This window comes from Streptococcus sanguinis, from assembly GCF_020729725.1.
Classification (GTDB): Bacteria; Bacillota; Bacilli; order Lactobacillales; family Streptococcaceae; genus Streptococcus; species Streptococcus sanguinis_V.
On sequence record NZ_JAJEPA010000005.1, the window covers coordinates 604,555 to 625,080 of the forward strand.

General features: G+C 37.9%; 19 protein-coding genes. 4 read left to right on the forward strand and 15 right to left on the reverse strand.

From position 1 onward, the window contains the following. Window positions 1–9 precede the first annotated feature (9 nt). Window positions 10–483 carry a DUF7768 domain-containing protein gene (locus tag K4I03_RS02965; protein ID WP_227963689.1) on the reverse strand — a complete coding sequence of 158 codons (474 nt, stop codon included), beginning with the start codon at window positions 481–483 and terminating at the stop codon, window positions 10–12. Window positions 484–701: 218 nt separating this feature from the next. Then, window positions 702–2,564, reverse strand: coding sequence for an XRE family transcriptional regulator (locus K4I03_RS02970; protein ID WP_227963690.1), 1,863 nt, complete (start codon window positions 2,562–2,564; stop codon window positions 702–704). A 271-nt stretch (window positions 2,565–2,835) separates the two neighbouring features. Between K4I03_RS02970 and K4I03_RS02975 the strand changes: the two genes are divergently transcribed. The 4 genes from K4I03_RS02975 to K4I03_RS02990 all read left to right on the forward strand — a co-directional run bounded on the left by K4I03_RS02975 (window position 2,836) and on the right by K4I03_RS02990 (window position 5,726). Beyond that, window positions 2,836–3,525 carry a LexA family transcriptional regulator gene (locus K4I03_RS02975; RefSeq protein WP_223348088.1) on the forward strand — a complete coding sequence of 230 codons (690 nt, stop codon included), beginning with the start codon at window positions 2,836–2,838 and terminating at the stop codon, window positions 3,523–3,525. Between the two features lie 140 nt (window positions 3,526–3,665). Then, a complete protein-coding gene (locus tag K4I03_RS02980; protein WP_227963691.1) occupies window positions 3,666–5,081 on the forward strand; it encodes a Y-family DNA polymerase in 1,416 nt (471 codons plus the stop codon). After that, window positions 5,078–5,446, forward strand: a complete 369-nt coding sequence (locus K4I03_RS02985; RefSeq protein ID WP_223347732.1) for a hypothetical protein — start codon at window positions 5,078–5,080, stop codon at window positions 5,444–5,446. Before K4I03_RS02980 ends, K4I03_RS02985 begins: the two co-directional genes overlap by 4 nt. Continuing rightward, entirely contained in the window at window positions 5,433–5,726 is a 294-nt protein-coding gene (locus K4I03_RS02990) for a DUF5960 family protein (RefSeq protein WP_223347733.1), read from the forward strand. Before K4I03_RS02985 ends, K4I03_RS02990 begins: the two co-directional genes overlap by 14 nt. A gap of 53 nt (window positions 5,727–5,779) precedes the next feature. Here the strand turns inward: K4I03_RS02990 and K4I03_RS02995 are convergent, their stop codons facing one another. The 13 genes from K4I03_RS02995 to aroA form a co-directional block, all read right to left on the reverse strand. Beyond that, window positions 5,780–7,552, reverse strand: a complete 1,773-nt coding sequence (locus K4I03_RS02995) for a DUF262 domain-containing protein (RefSeq protein ID WP_227963692.1) — start codon at window positions 7,550–7,552, stop codon at window positions 5,780–5,782. Window positions 7,553–7,772: 220 nt separating this feature from the next. After that, complete coding sequence (locus K4I03_RS03000) at window positions 7,773–8,183, reverse strand: hypothetical protein (RefSeq protein ID WP_223347737.1); 411 nt, start codon at window positions 8,181–8,183, stop codon at window positions 7,773–7,775. Continuing rightward, window positions 8,180–9,307, reverse strand: a complete 1,128-nt coding sequence (locus tag K4I03_RS03005) for a recombinase family protein (protein ID WP_227963693.1) — start codon at window positions 9,305–9,307, stop codon at window positions 8,180–8,182. Before K4I03_RS03005 ends, K4I03_RS03000 begins: the two co-directional genes overlap by 4 nt. A gap of 94 nt (window positions 9,308–9,401) precedes the next feature. Continuing rightward, window positions 9,402–10,871: an LlaJI family restriction endonuclease gene (locus K4I03_RS03010; RefSeq protein WP_227963694.1), complete on the reverse strand. Its 1,470-nt coding sequence runs from the start codon at window positions 10,869–10,871 to the stop codon at window positions 9,402–9,404. A gap of 9 nt (window positions 10,872–10,880) precedes the next feature. After that, a complete protein-coding gene (locus tag K4I03_RS03015; RefSeq protein ID WP_227963695.1) occupies window positions 10,881–12,827 on the reverse strand; it encodes an McrB family protein in 1,947 nt (648 codons plus the stop codon). Next, window positions 12,820–13,902 (reverse strand): DNA cytosine methyltransferase, encoded by a 1,083-nt coding sequence (locus K4I03_RS03020; RefSeq protein ID WP_223347749.1) that lies wholly within the window; start codon window positions 13,900–13,902, stop codon window positions 12,820–12,822. Before K4I03_RS03020 ends, K4I03_RS03015 begins: the two co-directional genes overlap by 8 nt. Beyond that, window positions 13,892–14,626: a DNA-methyltransferase gene (locus tag K4I03_RS03025; protein ID WP_117277119.1), complete on the reverse strand. Its 735-nt coding sequence runs from the start codon at window positions 14,624–14,626 to the stop codon at window positions 13,892–13,894. Before K4I03_RS03025 ends, K4I03_RS03020 begins: the two co-directional genes overlap by 11 nt. Before the next feature lie 5 nt (window positions 14,627–14,631). Beyond that, window positions 14,632–14,832, reverse strand: a complete 201-nt coding sequence (locus tag K4I03_RS03030; protein ID WP_117277120.1) for a helix-turn-helix domain-containing protein — start codon at window positions 14,830–14,832, stop codon at window positions 14,632–14,634. Between the two features lie 256 nt (window positions 14,833–15,088). Beyond that, window positions 15,089–16,444, reverse strand: a complete 1,356-nt coding sequence (gene rlmD / locus K4I03_RS03035) for a 23S rRNA (uracil(1939)-C(5))-methyltransferase RlmD (protein WP_321573151.1) — start codon at window positions 16,442–16,444, stop codon at window positions 15,089–15,091. Between the two features lie 84 nt (window positions 16,445–16,528). Continuing rightward, window positions 16,529–17,878, reverse strand: coding sequence for an LCP family protein (locus tag K4I03_RS03040; RefSeq protein ID WP_125378587.1), 1,350 nt, complete (start codon window positions 17,876–17,878; stop codon window positions 16,529–16,531). Window positions 17,879–17,896: 18 nt separating this feature from the next. Beyond that, a complete protein-coding gene (gene pheA, locus K4I03_RS03045; RefSeq protein WP_227963697.1) occupies window positions 17,897–18,730 on the reverse strand; it encodes a prephenate dehydratase in 834 nt (277 codons plus the stop codon). Then, window positions 18,727–19,203, reverse strand: coding sequence for a shikimate kinase (locus K4I03_RS03050; protein WP_227963698.1), 477 nt, complete (start codon window positions 19,201–19,203; stop codon window positions 18,727–18,729). Before K4I03_RS03050 ends, pheA begins: the two co-directional genes overlap by 4 nt. After that, window positions 19,196–20,479: a 3-phosphoshikimate 1-carboxyvinyltransferase gene (gene aroA, locus K4I03_RS03055; protein WP_227963699.1), complete on the reverse strand. Its 1,284-nt coding sequence runs from the start codon at window positions 20,477–20,479 to the stop codon at window positions 19,196–19,198. Before aroA ends, K4I03_RS03050 begins: the two co-directional genes overlap by 8 nt. Between the last annotated feature and the right edge of the window lie 47 nt (window positions 20,480–20,526).

The window sequence follows — 20,526 nt, forward strand, 5'->3', positions numbered from 1 at the left end:
TTTCCTTTCTTACTCTAAGAACATGCTTGGAAATTTAGACCAAACAGAGTCTTTAGCAGTCGTCACTTTTGGACTCTTTTCTCCTGCGTATCGAACCTTATGCCCGCTACATTGGAGTGCAAACAAAGGCTCTACTCGGTCATCAATCTCCATGGTATCTGGATTAATAGGCTGGCCATTCTCATGGAAGAGTCGGAAAGGTTTCCCAAGCTCTTTCGCCGTCTCAATCTCATACTTCATACCTTGAGAGATATTGGGACCATAGACCCAAATCTCATCACATCGTTTTAAAAGCTCCTGTCCCATAGTCAGCCCTTGAATTCGCTCATCGGGATTTCGGTCATTTAAGAACTGAGTCAAAAGTAAATGCGGAGCGATGGGCACATAACCTGCCTTAGCAGCTTGCTTGGAATAAGCAAGTGCCTTCTTTTCATTTTCTGCAACATTCCCTCGATAGGGTGAACAAATAAATACTGTTTTCATTCGGAAAAATCCGTCCTTCATCATTTTTTGGAGTTGCTGTCGATGGCCATCTCCAACTCACAAGACTAGTATAAAACCATTTGGCGAAAGTCAACAGAGCAAAAAATGAGGGATTCTAAGCCTAAAAATGCGGTTTTAGTAAGTGGACCTTTAACTAGAAAGACTGTCAAAACGCAAAAAAAGACCCCTCAAAAAATGAGGGGCAAAAATAAATTTTTTTAAATTGTTTCTATATTCATGGATTTTAGCTTTTCATTCACTTCTTCCACTGAAAGATGATAACAGTTTCTGAGAATCATTTTATAAGCACTATGATGTGGAATCATATCGCTTAAGCTATGAGTGCTCTTTCCTATCAAATCGAAACTGAAGTCCGGATATAGCTTCAGTCCAATACAGACAGCGATAATGTTCGTCAACTTACCATTCTCTCCGTGCTTCAATTCCATCCTTTCTATTGTAGAAACACTGACACCACTGTATTCTTCCAATTGTTCTCTGGAACAATCTTTTCGGTCTCGATGGTAACGTAATGTCCCACAAAAATGATTAGGAAGTGATTCCATGATGCGCTGAATCTCAGGAAAAATATGTCCGGAATATTCAGGGATTGAGTTGACTTCAATGATATGCTCTGAGAAATCTATCTCAATTTTTAGTTCTGGCAGGTTTCCACGATACAAGATATAATCATTGAAATCCTTGTAGCTAATACTTTCTCGTCCTGCATAGTGAATATCAAAAATCAGGCAACACTCATCCATATGAGAATAAGCGTAGTCAGTCATTTGATAAACTCCATATTCTACCATACGAACATACTTCTCAGAGTTTATGCAAAAATGAGAATCTACATAAACATATTTTCCCGAATCCATTAGCTCTCTAAAACGTTCATTCTTGAAGTTCAAAAAACAAGCATTGTTAAAAGAGATGGTAAAGGTTTGATTGTTCTGAATCGCATCCGCTTCACAGGTATAACTCTTGATGTATTCATGCCCCACATACTTGTAGATGCCTTCAAATTCGGTATAACCAAGCTGCATCATGCGAATCTTAACAACCCATCGAGACACTTGAAAGAATTGAGCTAAATCATCAATCACTTGTTCAAACATAGTGATCCGTCCATCTTCATCAAAAACTAATGAATATTTGAGAAACAGTTCTTGGACCATCATTTTCGTGGTTTTTCTAGGCATCAAAATCCTCGCAGCAATGCCATTAGCCTGCCACTCCATCCAGTCATAAGTACTCCATTTATCTTCTTTGATAGCTGAGCGATTTAAATAGCTGGAAATTTTGGTATCTTTCGAACCAAATAAACTCTTATATTCATTGTGAGTACGATGCAGGAGCCAGTGAACACATTCATGAATAATGGTATTATTAAAGCTTCCCTGATTTCGAAGTCCTTTTACCTGAGGGTCAACGAGAGCAGTTCCGGCCTTCACAGTACGTTTCTTTTCTTGATCTCCATCAAAGAAAGTCACAAGACTATCTTTAAAAACCATCTCACCAAAAATAGAGCCATCTGAGGAAAGAGTAGCTTCTTCAACCTCAACTCCAATATTCCCTGCAAAATCATAGATGGGCAGTGCCATAGGAGCTTGTAGCATCTCTGGATAATATTGTTCTAAAATGTCTTCTGCAATACTATCCATATTCTTCGCGCTAACATAGGGCACAAATTCTTTTGAAAAATATGGAGTAGTGCCCTTCTCACTTGAAGGAACATAAGGCTTGATTTTTAAGACAGAAAATTGATGCAGGCCATCAGCCAATAAATATTTCACTTTTACTGAAAGCCAGATTTCAGCACTGTCTTTTTCATAGCCAAAACGGCCATGACCTCCAATATTTAAAAAGCCAATTACTAGTAAATCCGAAACAATAAAGTCTCCACTTTTATTGCTTGCATGGATACTCTTTATAGAGAAGTCATCTAGTTTGGTAAACTTGATGTCATCAATTGAATATGAGGATATGTTTAAGGATTCTCTAGAGTTATAAACATACGAATTAATCTGAGTAAAAAGCTCATTATAAAATGTATTTTGGAATAAGGTTTTAAATGACATAGCAATCTCCCTTTTTAATAAATTTTCTACAAATTTGAGTTGTAGTTCCATATAAATCACAAAAGAAAAGTCTTAATMCGTTTTTCAATATATTCAGTATATCAAAAAATACATTATTTCTTAAGTTTTATAGGATGATATTATATACACTTCCTTTTAAACTCATTAAACGAAACTCATATAAAATATTTTTTGATAAAAATTATTGAAAACTAAATCTCTTTTTGATACAATGATGTTGTTTTATAAAACAACACAGGAGTATTATATCATGTTTTCGGGAAAAAGACTAAAACAAAAACGTATAGAAAAAGGAATGACGCAAGCTGAAATAGCAGATATCATCCGTATAAATCGCTCATCATACAACAGTTGGGAATCTGGACGAGCAAAACCTAACCAAAAAAATCTCTCAGCTCTTGCTTCTATCCTTGGGGTCTCAGATACTTATTTTGAGTCTGAATATGACATTATGAATCATTATCTTCAACTGAACCCTATGAATCAACAAAAGGCTGACACATATGTTGAAGACTTACTACAGTCACAGGAACAAAAGAAAACTATTCAGCTTTTTGCTGTCGAGGTATTGTCGGATATTGCTCTCTCAGCCGGTGCAGGTAAAGCATTCTTTGATGAACAAGAAACTGAAACCGTCTATTCAGATGAGGAACAATACGGATATGATGTCGCTGCCTGGATACAGGGGGATTCAATGAAACCTGTCTACGAAGATGGAGAAATTGCGTTAATTCGAGCAACTGGCTTTGACTATGATGGGGCAGTTTATGCTCTTTCCTGGAATGAGTCTGTTTATATAAAACGACTCTATCGGGAAGAAAATGGTTTTAGGATGGTTTCCTTAAATAAAAAGTATCCAGATCGTTTTATCCCATTTGAGGACGAACCAAGAATTGTTGGCTTGGTTGTTGGGCATTTTATGCCTGTGATCGGAGGATAACTATGGTCAAAAAACATACAGATATGACTTATCTAAGGTATAACCGAATTTATATTTCTTTGACTTTAGTTGAATATGATATTACCAATTACCTAGATATTCTAATTGCAAAATTGGAAAGTATGAAATCGAGGTAAATTATGGCTTATATTGACTATTCAAAAGAACCTCATTCTGACATAGCTTTCTTTGATATAAAATCATTCTATGCTTCCGTTGAGTGTATTGACAGAGGTTTAAACCCACTAACTACCTCACTCTGTGTTATGAGTCGAGCGGATAATTCTGAAGGACTTATTTTAGCTTCGTCACCTATGTTTAAAAAAGTATTTGGAAAATCCAATGTAGGACGTTCTTATGATTTACCATTCGATATTAAAACTAGGCAATTTAATTATCTGAATGCTAGGCGGAAAGGAATTAAAATCTCATACGACTATATCTTTTATATTGAACATTGGGCAAAGAGAACCTTAATTGTTCCGCCTAGAATGGATTTATACATAAAGAAAAACATTAATATACAAAATATCCTTCAAAATTATGCCAGTCACAAAGATATACTACCTTATTCAATTGACGAAGGATTTATCGACTTGACATCCTCACTCAATTACTTTATTCCTGGAAATACATTAACTCGGAGAGAAAAACTGGATAATATCTCCGCAAAAATTCAGCACGATATTTGGAGAGAAACAGGTCTCTATTCGACTGTTGGCATGAGCAATGCTAATCCTCTACTTGCAAAACTAGCATTGGATAACGAAGCAAAAAAGACTCGAACTATGAGAGCAAATTGGTCTTATGAAGATGTCGAAACAAAAGTCTGGTCTATTCCAAAAATGACTGATTTCTGGGGGATTGGTTCAAGAACAGAAAAAAGATTAATCAAATTAGGCATTACTTCAATCAAAGAATTGGCAAATTGTGATCCTGCCATTTTAAAAAAAGAATTCGGTGTTATCGGACTTCAGCATTGGTTTCACGCAAATGGAGTTGATGAAAGTAATGTTCATATAGCGTATAAGCCAAAATCTAAGGGGCTTGGAAATTCACAAGTTCTACCAAAGGATTATATACAACAACGTGATATAGAGATTGTCTTAAGCGAGATGGCTGAACAAGTATCAATTAGGTTACGAAAGGCTCATAAAAAAGCTAGCACTGTTTCTATATTTGTGGGATATTCTCGTATCGAAAATAAAAAACCAATTAGCACTCAGCGAAAAATAGAGCCAACTAATAACGCAAAAATACTAAAAGAAACGGCCCTATCTCTCTTTCGTAGTAAATACTCAAGAGGGGCAGTTAGACAAATTGGGGTGAGATATGATGATTTTGTGGATGAATCATTTAGCCTACTTTCACTATTCGATGATTATGAAAGTATTGAAAAAGAAGACAAACTTCAACAATCCATTGATAGTATTAGAAACGAATTTGGATTCCTAGCAATTCAAAAAGCTACTTCTCTTCTAGAAAGCTCTCGAAGCATTGCTCGTAGTAAATTAATTGGTGGCCACTCTGCTGGTGGATTGGAGGGATTAAAATGATTGACCGCTCTTATTTACCCTTTCCAGATGCCCGACAATATCATGATAGAAAAATGGCAAAATGGATGGGATTTTTCTTGTCTGAACATACTTCTGCATTGAAAGAGGATAGCAACAAGGCTTCTTTCAAGTTCGAATTGTCTTTTGAAGAAAAATTACTTTTATTGAACCAGCTTTATGTAAATCAACTAACTAGTTGTATCCGCAGTAAATACTTAGAACAAACTATATCTTATTTTGGTACTGTCTCAACAGTTAATAATGAAAGAATACTCTTAAAGAGCACGGAAGGGTATGTACCTCTAAAATTAGCTGATATACTTACTATAGAATTAGTTGAGGAATTTGAGAATGAAACAGCTTGAATCTAATAGAAACGAATTGCAGATGGATTACTTCAGTGACAGCTACAGAAAATTTGAAACTGACTTCTATCGCTATTCTGCTTTAAATACTCCGCTTACTTTTCTTACTGATGACATCATGCTAACCATGGCAAAATCCATGAAGAATTTTTTTAAGTTAAATAAAGAGAATTCAATAGACAATCGAGATCATTACTTTGTATTTAATATAGAAACAATAAATGATGGAAGGTTAATCAGGAAGTATAGTTATCAAAAAACAGTAACACATATAAAATAGCTCAGCACAATAATTGTGCTGAGCTATTATATTATCGAAATATAAAATGTGAACTATTTACTGAATACAAAATTTGCAATTCGTTCTGCAGCTTTCTCTGTGGCTTTATCAATATCATTTTTCGTCCAAGTATCACTATCATAGTTCACAAGTGAATGAGCAATTGGAAACCTGCTGCCAATGTAGCCTCGTCCACTCGTTATATTATTTTCCTTTTTAGTTCTAAACCATGCATCCCCTATACCTCTATTAATAACCGATTCGAGAAGAATCTTATTTCCGAGTTTTTCAGCATATTCTTGAAATTCTTCTTGGCTAGAAAAACCAGCATCCGCCATTATGTTTTCCCTGTTTAAACCACTTTGAGGCATAATATGTTCAATATCAATACCGCCCTCAAGATTATATTCTTTGCCCTGTTCAAGAGCGTAAAGATACTCATTCACATAAAGAATCGAATTCGGAACCCCACTTTCGGATAGAGTCTGTCTGATGCTATTATAATCAAAATTATTTTCAATATGGTCTTTTATATTAGAAATTAAGTCCTGAGTAGAAATTGTTGTAACTTGACTATACTTCAAATTTATTTCTTCAAGAAACCCTTTAAACAGTCTATGGCTATACGAGAGTTCTGAAAGTTCAATGAGAAGTCCAAGTTTTAACAACTCTTCAAGATAGCTGATATCATTTCGATAAAATAAGTAGCTACTAACAAACGGCTTCAAATTGCCATTGAGTCTGCTAATAACTTGACCTAGCATAGATTCAGAAAAAATATCAAAGTTTGTTAGTATTTTTTCTAGCTCACTAGTGAATAATGTATCTCGATTTAAAAGCTCCTTATTCTTAGCAAAGAAAGCACGAATCCCAGGATTTCTTCGATCAGAAGCATTTTGTTCAGAAAGTTTCACAAAGATATAATGAGTAATAAGTGTATTTAAGTCCAGCCGTGATACATCCGTTCTAGCAACAATATTTTGCCAATTACTTTCAAAAATTTTTCTATCTTTTGCGTTCGCGGTGGTTTTAGACACAATTACTTCAATTGGTGTCAAAGGAACTCCTGTACCATTCAAGGAGTTAAAGATGTTTATAGCCTGATCAGTATTATAGCTAGTAATCGTAATTACCTGACAGCTGTTAATAAAATGATTTGCAAAATTTATACAACTAAGTACACTAAGATTACTACACCAGTTATAAAAATAACGGAAATTTTTGAAAAAATTGGTATACCTATTATCTTTCTGTCGACGATATATTTGGAAAGCGGAATTCTTGATACTATCGAAATCGTTCCCAAGAAGTACAACATTCATATCATTTGCATACTTCTCAGAAATCGAATCGTTAAAATATTTAATCTTATCCTTAGTAGGGAAATAAACTCCCTCAACAAAATCATCCTTTTCATCTTCAGATAAATTGAACAACATAACTGAAATTTGTTCCTTAAGTCCGTTCAACCGCTTGATGATTCTTTTTCCATCGGCATCCGTTGATGGTTGGACAATTAGCTCATTCTCTATTTTCAAAAGCAATGCCTTTAATAACAGCATAAACGTTGTAGTTCTTTGTTGACCATCAATCAGGGCAACCTCATGCTCCTCACCTGACTCTTGAGCGATTAGTATCGCTCCAAAAAAATAATTATCTTGAACAGAATCATCAAAATTTTCCATATGTACATTAATATCTTCAATCAGCTGTTCACATTGTGCCACCTGCCAAGCATATGGACGTTGATAGGTCGGAATATAAAATTCTGACTTTGTGAAATACTCCTTTATTGTTTGTAAATTGGGCTGAATGTCATTTCTCATACCACTATCTCCTAAAACTTCTTAGTTGAAGCTATTATACCACGAAACTGTTACCAATCAAACTGAAATTGAGTTCTATTTAAAAAATCCAAACTCTACAATTAGCTAAAGTAATACCATTTTTAGTAATCGATTATACTTTAATTGATAGTTTTTATAACACACATAAAATATAAAAAAGGTAGAGCCCAAATCAACTCTACCATAAACCTAGTAAGAATCAACTTTCTTTGCGATAAGGTTTAAGAACCTCATAGCCTTTCAACTCAAAGACAAAGGCTCTATCCTCAGCAATGTATATACCTGGTACTTTATAGCGTTTTCCACTCTCCCAGTCTGGCATAATTGTCAAGATGGCTTCTTTCAGATTCTTATTAATCATCTGAACCACACCTTTTCTAATCTTTTTTGACTTGCAGAACTCATAAGACCCCTTGGTATTAGCATGGCATACCTGAATCCCCATGACTTTTGTGTCTTTGTTAAATGCCACAATGACATGACTAGGATAGTTCAGCTCAGCAGCTATGGCCTTGCTGAATGTTACGAAATTCTTATTGACAGTCATGCTGTAATCACTAGCAGTTTTCTCAATGGTAATAACTTGTAAATCGTAGTCTGAAAATCTCATGGCTTTTCTCCTTTAAATACAGTTTGAATCTCCTTCTTCTTCCAAGAAGAATCGAGTACAATAAAATCCTTTAATATACCTGACTTCACCCTTTTTACATAGAGTTTTGGCACAAGAGCTACTTTTGCAGATTTCGTTCTTCTTCTCGGTTGAGAGAGCAGCTCTTGAACCAAACTCCAGTCAGAGTCAGATATAATTGAAGGAATTCCATTTCTCAGTCGGTATTTCGGACGCTCACCATTATTCTTCCGCGTCTTATGACTAAAGCAGTCTACCGTATAGGTCTTCTGCATGATAATCTCACCCTTATACTTCTCATTCCTAAGGATGTTATTAACAGCAAGGGGAGACCAGTTTTCAAGTCCAGTGACCGTTGGAATATGATGTTCCATTAACGCATTAGCAATCTCACGAGCAGTCCTACCATTTATGTAGGAATCGTAAATATACCTAACTACCTTGGCTTCTGAATCATCAATTACGATTTGACCATATTTGTCCTTAGTATAGCCAAGCAGATTATGCGTTGGAATAATAGGGATACCACGTTTGAAACGCTCAATTATCGACCAAGTAATAGAAGCACTTTTCTGTTCACTCTCTCCCTGAGCTACTATGGACATGACACCTAAAACGAGCTCACCTTTGGTATCCAGTGTGTTTAGATTAATGTCTTCTATTAAAATACCGACTGGATGAGGTAAAGCTTTCAGTTCCCGATATATACTAATGAAATCCAGCTGGTTTCGAGCAAAACGACTGATACTCTTGACCAGTATCAAATCAATTTTCCCTTTCCTGCAGTCTTCAAGCATTTGTTGGAACTGCTCACGCTTCTTAATGGTAGTACCAGATGCGCCCTGATCAGCATAAATACCAGCCAGCTCCCAATTCGGTGTATTCTGAATCCGTTCCAGATAGGTTTGTTTTTGCAGTTCAAAACTGCCTGACTGGGATTCATCAAAGGTGCTCACCCGGCAATACGCTGCAACACGAGTCTTTTGCTGTCCCAAGCTAGCATTCTGCACAACTGCTGGAATGACTTCAACAGTTCTTTCGGATTCAAAGGCATTACGTATGCGCTCTTGCTTCTTCGTTAATTTCTTAGAACTCCTTCTGACCATTTTTCCTCCTTTCCAGAAATCTGCATCTTTATTATAAGAGAAGAGAGAGCTAAACAGAAGAATATTAACAAAACTGTAATAAAAAATGACTCAATTATTGAGCCATGGTTACCGATTCACATAATTTACCTAGTAAATCTTCATCTATTCTATCACTAAGATATTTTTCATAAAGGTCATATGCATTTAGTTTTGCAATTCTAACCTGAGATAAATCAAGATTGGATAACATTTTCATATCTACTTTCCCAAAATGCAAGTCTGTAGAATTCTCAGTAGGCATCAAGAAATAGTTCAGAACATGCAAATTGTTTTTATTTGCAAATTCTTTATAAGCCAACTCATACAAGAACTGTTTAGTAACATCACCTACACCTGGAGCATGTTCTAAATGATTCGCAAACTTTAAACTATAATACTTACCATCAAGTATTAACAATGTGTCATTACGAATAGTTATGGTATCTGGAATCAATGTACTAGAAGCAAAATATGCTTCGTCATTACCAGATAGCCATAAAGGTTTTTCTATAATTTCAATTAATTGATTTGAGCTATTACTATCGTTAGGAGCAGCAAGTCCTAGATTCGAAATCTTATGGTACAGCTTATCATCAAATACAACTTTACATGCTGTTTCCCAAATAATATGAATGGAATTAGTTCCGTAAACGCTAATATAATTTTCACTATCAGCGTCATATTTTTCAGAAACATAACTATAGAGTGCTTTTAATAGCAATTGTTTTCTTGTATTGAACTCTTTAGATAGCGCGGCTTCAATAGAGTAAAGAAGATAATCAGAATCGCCTAAATCTTCTAGCTCCACATCCGTCAGATACTCTCCAGACAAGTCAAAAAGATTCAAAAAATCACAATCATCCATTTTTTTACTGATTGTACTAATCACAACTTCATGCAATTGCCGAATAATATTTTCATCATCATTTTGACTTTTTCGGGTATATAATTCTGGATAAATGGGAGTATCATCGGATATAAATGCATAGGTGTCGTTGATTGTCTTATCCCAAATAATATCTCCAGATCCGTTAATTTCTATAACTGACTGATCTGTTGAAAACAACCCATAATCAAAATAGTCCTCGAGAAGAAAGAGATTAAGGGCTAGCTCATTGAAATTTGATTCATCTGAAATATCATTTAAGATATCCAAATTTTGAGTCCTAGCTTTCTTACTGTATTTTTCAATCACTTTCAAAACTTGCTTAAATTCATCAAAAGGTCTAGAGTTAGACGAAATATACTTGGGATAACAATAGAAAATTATTGATTTGACAACCACTACACCTACAAACTTAAACTTATAGAGAACCTCCGTTTCACTAGAGTCAACTTCAACTAACTCAACCAATTCATCATTAATCTCAGACAAATCATCAAAATTATCAATCAATGATTTCTTAACTTTTTTTATAACATTGAATCTCTTTAAACGTTTAAGAATACAAACTATAGCAGCGTCTGACATATCTTCACCGAGTAGAATTGATAGTTCTGAAAAAGTATACCCTTTTTCTTCTCTAACATAGACAGTCTTCATATGCACTTCCTAACTATTTTGAGTTGAAGACAGAAAATTTTGATAGTCGTTAAATAGTGATTCCGAATTTCTAAAGATGGAAAATACGTCTTTCAGTTCTGTACCATCTTTAAGTTTCCCATCTTCATCAAAATTCTTGTCAAACTGTTCGCAAATTTGAGAATAGCGAGTAAGGCCATCAGCAAAGAATTGTGCTCTCTTTTGTTTTACAGCATCATCAAATAAATACATTAATACTTTATTCTTAAAAATAGAGTTAAACTCCTTAGAATTTAGAATTTTAGTCTCTACGTTTTCTAAAACAGATTCAGGTTTAAGAAAGAACGGTCCCATTAACTTATCTTCATTAATTTTGAAAGAATTAGCTGATAATGTATCATTAATAGTTTTTCTAAGAGCATTCCAATTTAGACCATATCCTGTCACATAATCACTAATTTTTTCTTCGTTGTCATTGATACCGAACCTCTCAAATTCCCAACGGCGCTTAAAGGCCGTATCCATTAGAAAAACTCCTTGGTCAGCACTATTCATCGTTGCCCAAATAAATAAGTTATTAGGAAGCTTGAGTTCAGTCAGATCAGCAGGATTAATTTCAACACCTGATTTGCTAAACTCATCAATAATGTAACCCTTCATATCTTCAGATAGATTGATAGCATACTCACTAATACCGTCCTTTCTATCTAGTAATTGAAAGATATCACCAAAAACAGAAGCAACATTTGCCCGATTGATTTCTTCTACAATAAGGAGATATGGGTTTTCAGATTCTGAATTTTTTAGAGCTTCCACGAGAATTCGCATGAACGGTCCCGGAACATATTTGTATGTAATGCCTTCACCATCAGTTTTTGGGACTGGTTTGTAGGTCCCTACAAATTGGCTGTAGGAATAATCCGGATGGAAAGTTACACGTTCAAAAAGCCCTTCATTTCCATTTAAAAGGTTATCCTTTTCTTCCTCCAAGCTAAAGCTTTTACCAGTGCCAGGTGCTCCGAAAAATATTCTATTGAAATGGAGGTTTCTAATATTTCTAAAATGGCTATCATAATGAATGCCATTGCTAACTTCTACTTCACTTTCTTTTTCAAAGGAACCTTTCTTATTATCGATCTCAAATTGCTTATTCAGCCTATTTTTATAGGCAAGTAACACTTCCTGACTTTCATTTAGAGCTATCTTTCCTCTTTCAGGCATACTTAAAAATCTATTCAAACCCTCTGGTACAATATTCTTTAGAATTCTTAATGATCCTTTAGGTTCAACACATCTATTCAAATCGACAACTTGATTATCTTCAAGAAGTGCTTCATAAATGGACAGGTTATTAAAAATAATACTCTCCTCAACACCGTTATCATCTCTATAGGAAATCTTATAGATTGATTTTTCATTGAATAAGGTAAGAAGAGTAATCAATTTTTCTTCAATTTCAGTGCTAAAACGGACACTTAAACCAAGCCAATTTAGTAATACCTTAATAAATTCATCTCGATTCGAAGAAAAAACCAGACTAGCATAATCCATGTTTGTAGTAAATGAAATACGTTTCACAAACCGATTTCCACCAGTACGCTCAGCGCTGTTAGTAAGGTCATCAACAAATGAGAATCTTGCAAGGCCGAAACAAAGTTCAAAAGTAACAATTAAAGCTTCAATTTGAGAATGAAAAAGTTGGTTACTATTAATTAGCTCTAAAAAATTTCCTTCATCAATTTTTTCTATGTCTAGTATAGGCTTGACTTGCTCTAATATATTTCTAAAGACATCTGAGGCAATTTGAATCTTATTACTACCATCCGACTCTGAATAAATTAAAGTATCTAAATTATATTTTGATTCCCAAAACAAAAAGAGAAGAGCGATTGACTCTTTTAAATTCGGCATTGATGATTTAATTCCTAATTTTAAATCAACATTCGGGTAGGATTTTAACTGTTTTAACTTACTCATTAACGTTTCTCATATCTTTCTTTATAAGTTTTGCTATGGATTCTGCTACTTTAGGTGGTACTGCATTCCCAACTTGCTTCATTTGAGAAGATTTTGTTCCGTAAAATATAAAATTATCAGGAAAGGATTGTAACCTTGCTGCTTCCCTGACAGTAATTGCCCGATTCAAAAAAGGGTGTGTAAATTTACCAGATGAAGGTGTATCAAATCGGGTTGTTATCGTAACAGCTTGTTCATCTTTTCTCATCCGTTCCCAAGTACCACTGTATATTGATTTAGTTAAATGTTCTTTTGGTAAATTTTCTTTCCCCGAGTTTTCAGGAATAAGTTCAAGACGTTCCAAGGCTATTTTAGAATGCTTAGTAGCTTTATGGTTATATAATTTGTCCATTTCGCTCCTCATTTCCTCTTGATAAGAACTTTCAGGAGGAAGTAAATAATTCTGTTGTTCAGCACCTTCTCCTGAATTTAAAAAAGCCAAATCACTAATAGCATCCCATATTGTAACTTCATTTTTACCACTTAGATTAATTTTAACCTCTTGGGGACCTTTTTTACCTATGATAATAGCCCGTTTTCTCTTTTGGGGAACTCCTAGAACAGACGCATCTATTACATCCATTGATAATGTATAGCCAATTTTTTCAAATAAGTCAATTAATTCCCTTTTAAAATAACCTTTTTCTGCAGTCAGTAAGTTTGGGACATTTTCCATTACAAAATACTTTGGGGACACCAGTTTCACCACATCAACAAAATATTTAAATAAAAAGTTGCGTTCATCATTAATTGTTTTTCGGCTGCCTTTTTGAGAATACCCTTGGCACGGTGGCCCTCCTATTATAACGTCAACTTGTCCTATTAATGTACCAAACTCTTCTTCAAGATTAAGTTTAGTAATATCCCCATGTATCATTTTTGTTTTAGGATGATTTTGTTGATAAGAATACGCAATTTCTTTATCAAATTCATTTGCAACAACTACATTGAAACCTGCCTTCTCAAACCCCAATGACATTCCCCCGACACCCGCAAACAAATCTAAGATATTACACTTTTTCTCTCTACAGCTCATTTTCTTTTAAATCCTCTATACGTTTTTTTGAAATTTCAAAATAGTTCTCATCTAGTTCAATACCAATAAAATCTCTTGCCATACTTTTAGCAACAACTCCAGTTGTACCACTCCCCATAAATGGGTCAACAATTAAATCCCCCTTATTCGAAAGCAATTCAACAAAATGACTAATCAATTGAATTGGTTTTTGAGTCGGATGTTTACCAAAGCGCTTTTCATTTTTTGTTACTAAAGATGTCTCAATAAAATCATGATATAACCTTGAATCATTATTAAAAGTACCTGTTCTGGATTTATAAGTGAAATACAGCCATGCTTCAGTAGAATTTACAAAATGTAAATTCATATTTCTAGGCATAGGATTTGTTTTGTGCCAAATACCCGTAGTCTTATAATAAAAACCATGCTTTATAGCTAGCTTCATTATAGTCTCTACTTTAATTAGAGACATGAACATAATCATACTTGCACCTGTCTTAGAGATTCTAGCAGATTCTTCAAAAAAATTATCCATTGACTCTAACCAATCATCATAATCCATATCATCCCAACCCGCTGCACCAAAAAAATTGTCTCTCATTTTATGAAGATTTGTATCTCTGTTTTTCATAAATAAGCCCAAATTATACGGAGGGTCTGTAAGAATCAAATCTACAGAATCAGTTTGTATTTTTTTCAGTGCTTTAGAACAATCAGCGTTTATCAATTTTATGTTAGCCATTTTAATTACTTTTTACTTTCTATTAGTTCAGAAACATCACAACTAAGGTAAGCAGAAATTTTTAACAACGTATCTGTCGTTACGCTTTGATTTCTAATTAACTTTGAATAGGTACTGGACCCCAATTTGACTGATTCTCTTAGCTCTGTTCTAGACAGTTCTTTTTCTTCTAATTTTCGCCATAACGGACTATAACTAATTTTCATCAATTTTCTCCAAAATATACTGTCATTAATTATATCACAAAAAGTACCGTAATAGGTACATGAGAGTTTATTTTTTCAAAATGAATAATCATAAAAATCCACTGTATCTGTCTGTGGAAATAAAATATTTTTCATTATCCCAACTTACAGTATCATTCCTACCACTTCAACTTGAATAGTTACCTTGATACATCCCCACTAAAAGCAAAAAGCCACTGTTTCCAGTGACTTCATAAAGCCTTTCGCTAAAAGGTTTCTAAGCTTTCATGAGCAGAGCTACAGCCTCAACATGATGCGTCTGCGGAAATAAGTCCACCGGCTGGACTTTCTTCAACTCATATCCTAATTCTTGGTATAGTTTGATATCACGCGCCATAGTAGCGACATTGCAGGAGATATAAGTGATTTTCTTGGGTTCCATGCTGACGCTGGCTTTGATGAAGCTCTCGGTCAGTCCTTTTCGTGGTGGATCGACTAGGATGACATCCGCTTGGATACCCTCTTTAAGCCAGTTTTGGATGGCTTCCTCAGCAGGAGCGCAGACATAGCTGGCGTTGGTAATGCCGTTGATTGCTGCATTCTTTCGGCTATTTTCGACAGCTTCTGGAATCACTTCGACACCATAGACCTGCTTGACCTGCTTGGCAACTGATAGACCGATAGTCCCGATGCCAGAGTAGGCGTCAAGCACCACATCATCTGCAGTCAGTTCGCAAAAGTCAATGGCTGTCTGATAGAGATTTTCTGCCATTTCGGTATTAACTTGGTAAAAGGCCGGCGCAGCAATCTGGAAGTCATTCCCCAGCATCTGGTCGGTAATGTAGTCTTTGCCATAAAGCGTTCGCCAGTCTTTTCCGAAAATCGCATTGCCGGGCTGGTCGTTGATATTCTGCATGATGGACTTGATAGCTGGGAAGGCTTCTGTCAAGCGCTCCATCAACTGCTCTACTCGGAATATTTTGGGTCGGGTTGTGACCAATATTACCATGATTTCCCCTGAATAATGGCCACGGCGAACAACTAGATTGCGAATGAGTCCAGTCTTTTCTTGCTCATCATAAGGTTTGAGGTCAAAACGACGCAACAAATCGCGTGTAAAAAGAATAACTTGATCAATAATTGGGTCCTGAATATAGAAATCTTCAATCGGCAGGAGGTCATGGGAATTTTTCCGGAAAAATCCTGTTTCCAGCTGGCTATTGACACGGCGGACTGGCACTTGAGCCTTATTGCGGTACCCCAGAGGATGTTCCATACCAAGTGTCGGTGCCACCTCAACATCAGATAAGCCAGCAATCTTATAGAGACTGTCCTTGACCTGCTTGCGTTTGAAGTCCAGCTGGGCTGGATAGTTCAGATGCCCCAAGTCAGCAATCCCCGTACGAAGATAGGCCATATCAAGATTTTCATTGCGCTGGTCTGAAGTACGGAGAAATTCCTCCACCTTGCCAAAGCCAATTTTTTTATTGACCTTGAGCACACGCATACGGATGTGCTCACCCGGCAGGGCATTTTCCACAAAGAAAACCAGGCCTTCTGCCTTGGCCACCCCTGCTCCCTCGTGGCTCAAATCCACGATTTCAACTTCAATCATATCATTCTTTTTTAACATATTTTTCTCTTTCTGCTTTATCGCTCTGCCATTTCCCAAAAGAAAAGGCGGAACATCGTCCTACCTTTCATTATATCATATATCTTATCTGAGACCCATTTGCTGCAGTCTTTCTTTATAGGCTTCAAAGTCAATCAATAGCCCTTGGCCGCCGTACATGTCATAGGTATCAACCCAGTCGCCATTTTCCGGAATCGTCAGGCGCTCAACTCCATTGCGGGAATCTCCAGCCATAGAGAGACCATTGGTCAAAAGGAAGCTGTAAGGCACATTGGTCGAAGTCAAGGCAAAGACCTTACCCAGAGCCTCTGATCCGGTAAAGAGCTTGGTCGGATCCTTGACCTGCTGGAAAACAGCTGTTAATACTTCCTGCTGGCGGCGGGTCCGGCCAAAGTCGCCCTCATCATCCTTACGGAAGCGAGCGTAGTTGAGCAAGGTTCGACCGTCCATCTGCTGCTGACCAACCTTGATTGTTTGATTGGGTACCACACCGTCTTTCATATTCAGGTCATCTGGCACTTCAACTTCTGTCACTTTCTCCCCATCGATCGTTGAGAACTGGGCATTCATGCTGACGCCATTTGGGAAAAGGGTGTCAATAGCTGTCGCAAAGGTCTGGAAATCCACCAGTGCATAATATTTAATGTCCAAATCGAAATTATCTTTGAGCATCTGGCGGACATAGTCTGCACCACGGTTGTGATTTTGCTCCCCAATCGTATAGGCAGAATTGAGCTTTTGGTCATAATAATCTGCCTGCGAAGGGTCCGTGTACTCATTGCTGACGCCGTCAATGTGAATAAGGGTATCACGCATAAAGCTGACCAATTTCACCTTGTGGTCCTTATTACCAACATTCAAGACCATAATGGAGTCAGTCCGCGTCTCAGTCGAGTCGTCACCAACCCGGCCATCTGTTCCGAGAATGAGGATATTCACTCCGTCCTTAGTATCCTTGCCGTCAAAGAATTCCGTTTCTGCTGGCTTAGAATTGCCATTATGAGCTGTCGTCAAGCCTTTGACAAACATGAAAATCATGCCCCCCAAGACCATCAGCAGGAAAATCCCTGCCCAAAGCAGAATCCGTTTCAAGCGGATTTTTTTGCGAGGCTTCTTGGGCTTGTCTTGTCCCAGACCAGCTCCTGCCAGAGCTTCCGGCTCCTTCTTTTGCTTTCTGCTGCGAGAAGAACGCTCAGGGTACTTGGGCAAGAGGCCAGAAGAATCCATTTCCACTGACTCTTGCTCATAGGCGTCGCTAACTGTATGCGGCTGCTCTTCATGGTCAGGCGCACTGGCTGAACCGCCAATCCCCTTGGACTTCTGGCGCAGATAGTCAAATTCCTTCTTTTCTTTATTGTTTAGATAATAATAATTTTTATAGAGATAATCTAAGCGGAGCTGTTCATGATGGCTAAGATTTTCTGGTTTCTTCATCTCTTCTCCAATCTACTGCTACTTGTCCTCAATCAGAAACACACTGTAGCTACCAAAAATTTTATAAGTAATTCCAAGACTTGTCAACTCTTGATAGGCAAAATCCGCCAATTTTTTCTGCTCGTTGTCGATGTCAATAATGAAGAAATACTCTCCCAGAGCCGTTTTTAGAGGCCGGCTCTCAATCTTGGTCAGGTCAATCCCACGCCAAGCAAAGGTCGACAAAGCCTTATAGAGAGCGCCTGGCAGATTATCTGGCAAGGTCAAGGCCAGTGTCTGCTTGTCTCCTGTCTTGGTCAGTTGAAGCTCAGGCACCTCATGGCCTAGAATCCAGAAGCGAGTATAATTTTCTTCCATTTCCTGAATATCGCTGGCCGCTACTTTGAGCCCGTATTCTGCTGCAGCCGTGCGCGGAGCAATAGCCGCAAAATTCTTTTCAGGATGCTCTGCCACAAAACGAGCTGCATAGGCCGTACTAGCCGTCACCTCAATGGCAGCCTGCGGATAATGCTGGCGGATGTATTTCTTTCCTTGAGCGATAGCCTGCGGGTGAGAAAATATTTTCTCGATTGGCTTCTCCAAATCCGTCACCAAGAGCTGCTGCTTGATGGGCTGGACGATTTCAGCCACCGCCTGAATATCTGCTTGATGAAAGAGATAGTCCAAGGTCTCATGGACACTGCCCTCAATAGAATTTTCCACCGGAACAACCGAGTAATCCACTTCTCTAGCCTCATAAGCCTTCATGACCTCGGTAATATTCTGATAGGGAACCAAGTCCTCACTGGGAAAAGCAGCTTGGGCTACATGGTGAGAAAAGGAGCCTCTGGGACCTAAAAATGCTATTTTCATTGAATTTCCTCAATAATTTCCTGCGGGCTTTTGAGCCTCGTATCGACAATCTGGGTCGCCACTTCCTCATACCAGGCCTGACGCTGCTCAAAAATCTGCTGCAAGTCTGATTTGCTCTGATTTAAGAACAAGGGCCGCTCTTGCTCAGCATCCTGCTGAATTCGCTGATAGAGCGTTTCAAAATCTGCCTTCAGATAGATATTATCAGCATTCTGAGCCAGCAATCTGCGATTTTCAGGGCTGACGACTACACCGCCGCCAGTTGAAATGACCAAGTCCGTATCGATCAACTCAGCCAAGAGCTGGGCTTCAGCAGCTCGGAAGGCTACTTCACCATGCTGGTCAAAATAGTCCTTGATAGACATGCCCAGCCGCTGGCAGAGCAGTTCATCCATATCGACAAAATCTTGGGCTAAGGCTCTGGCCACTGTGGATTTTCCGGCTCCCATAAAGCCCAGCAATATCTTAGCCATGCATCAAGCCCTCCAAGTCGTTGAAGAAGCTTGGATAGCTGGTCTTAATGGCTTCAGATCGCTCAAGTTCTACCTGACCGCTTTGAGCCAATAAAGCAGCAATTGCCGTCATCATCCCAATACGATGGTCACCAAAGGTGTTGACCTGAGCACCATGAAGAGGTGTTTTCCCTTCGATAATCATGCCGTCTTCCGTCGGGGTAATAGCTGCGCCCATGCTATTAAGAGCGTCTGCCACCACCTGGATCCGATCGGTTTCCTTGACCTTGAGCTCCTCTGCATCACGAATGACAGTCCGTCCCTGAGCCTGCGTCGCAAGAAGAGCAATAATCGGCAACTCATCAATCAAACGTGGGATAATCTCGCCGCCAATCTCCGTACCCTTAAGCCCAGAAGTCTCGACGGTGATGGTAGCAGACTTGGCTACTGGATCAATATCTGACAGCGTCATCCGTCCGCCCATAGCCTCTATCACTTCTAGAATACCTGTACGAGTTTCATTGATGCCGACATTTTCTAAGACAATCTTAGAGTCCAGCACAATCAATCCAGCCACCAGCCAAAAAGCCGCACTGGAAATGTCACCTGGAACCGTCACTTCCTGAGCAGTGAATTCCTGACCGCCCTGAATGCGAATTTCCTTGCCCTTGACCTCAATCTGCCCGCCAAACTGGGCAATCATATCTTCTGTATGATTACGGGTGATTTCCTTTTCTATAATAACTGACTCTCCCTGAGCCTGCAAAGCAGCAAAAATCAAGGCCGACTTAACCTGAGCAGAAGCCACTGGCAACTGATAGTGAATAGGCTGCAGTTCCCTGCTGCCCTTCATCTTGAGCGGTGGTAAATCGCGTTCAGTCCGACCAGCAATCTCTACTCCCATCTGTCGCAGAGGAATGGTCACCCTATCCATAGGCCGCTTGGATAGACTGTCGTCACCAAACATCTCCGCTTCGAAATCCTGACCAGCCAAAACACCAGAAATCAAACGGATAGACGTTCCAGAATTGCCCATATCCAGCTTATTTTTCGGTGCTTGCAAACCTTCAAATCCTACGCCATGTATCTTGACTAGATTTCCATCGTCCTCAATCTGCACGCCTAAGTCGCGAAAAACCTGCATGGTAGACAGTACATCTTCTCCTCGCAGAATGTCACGAACAGTAGTAACCCCCTTGGCCAAACTGCCAAAAATAATGGAACGGTGACTGATAGACTTATCTCCAGGTACGCGGATACGGCCCTTCAGGCCTCTTACATTGGTTGATAATTTCATAGGTGACCTCGTACTTTCCTTTGTTGCTTCTTATTTTATCATAAAAA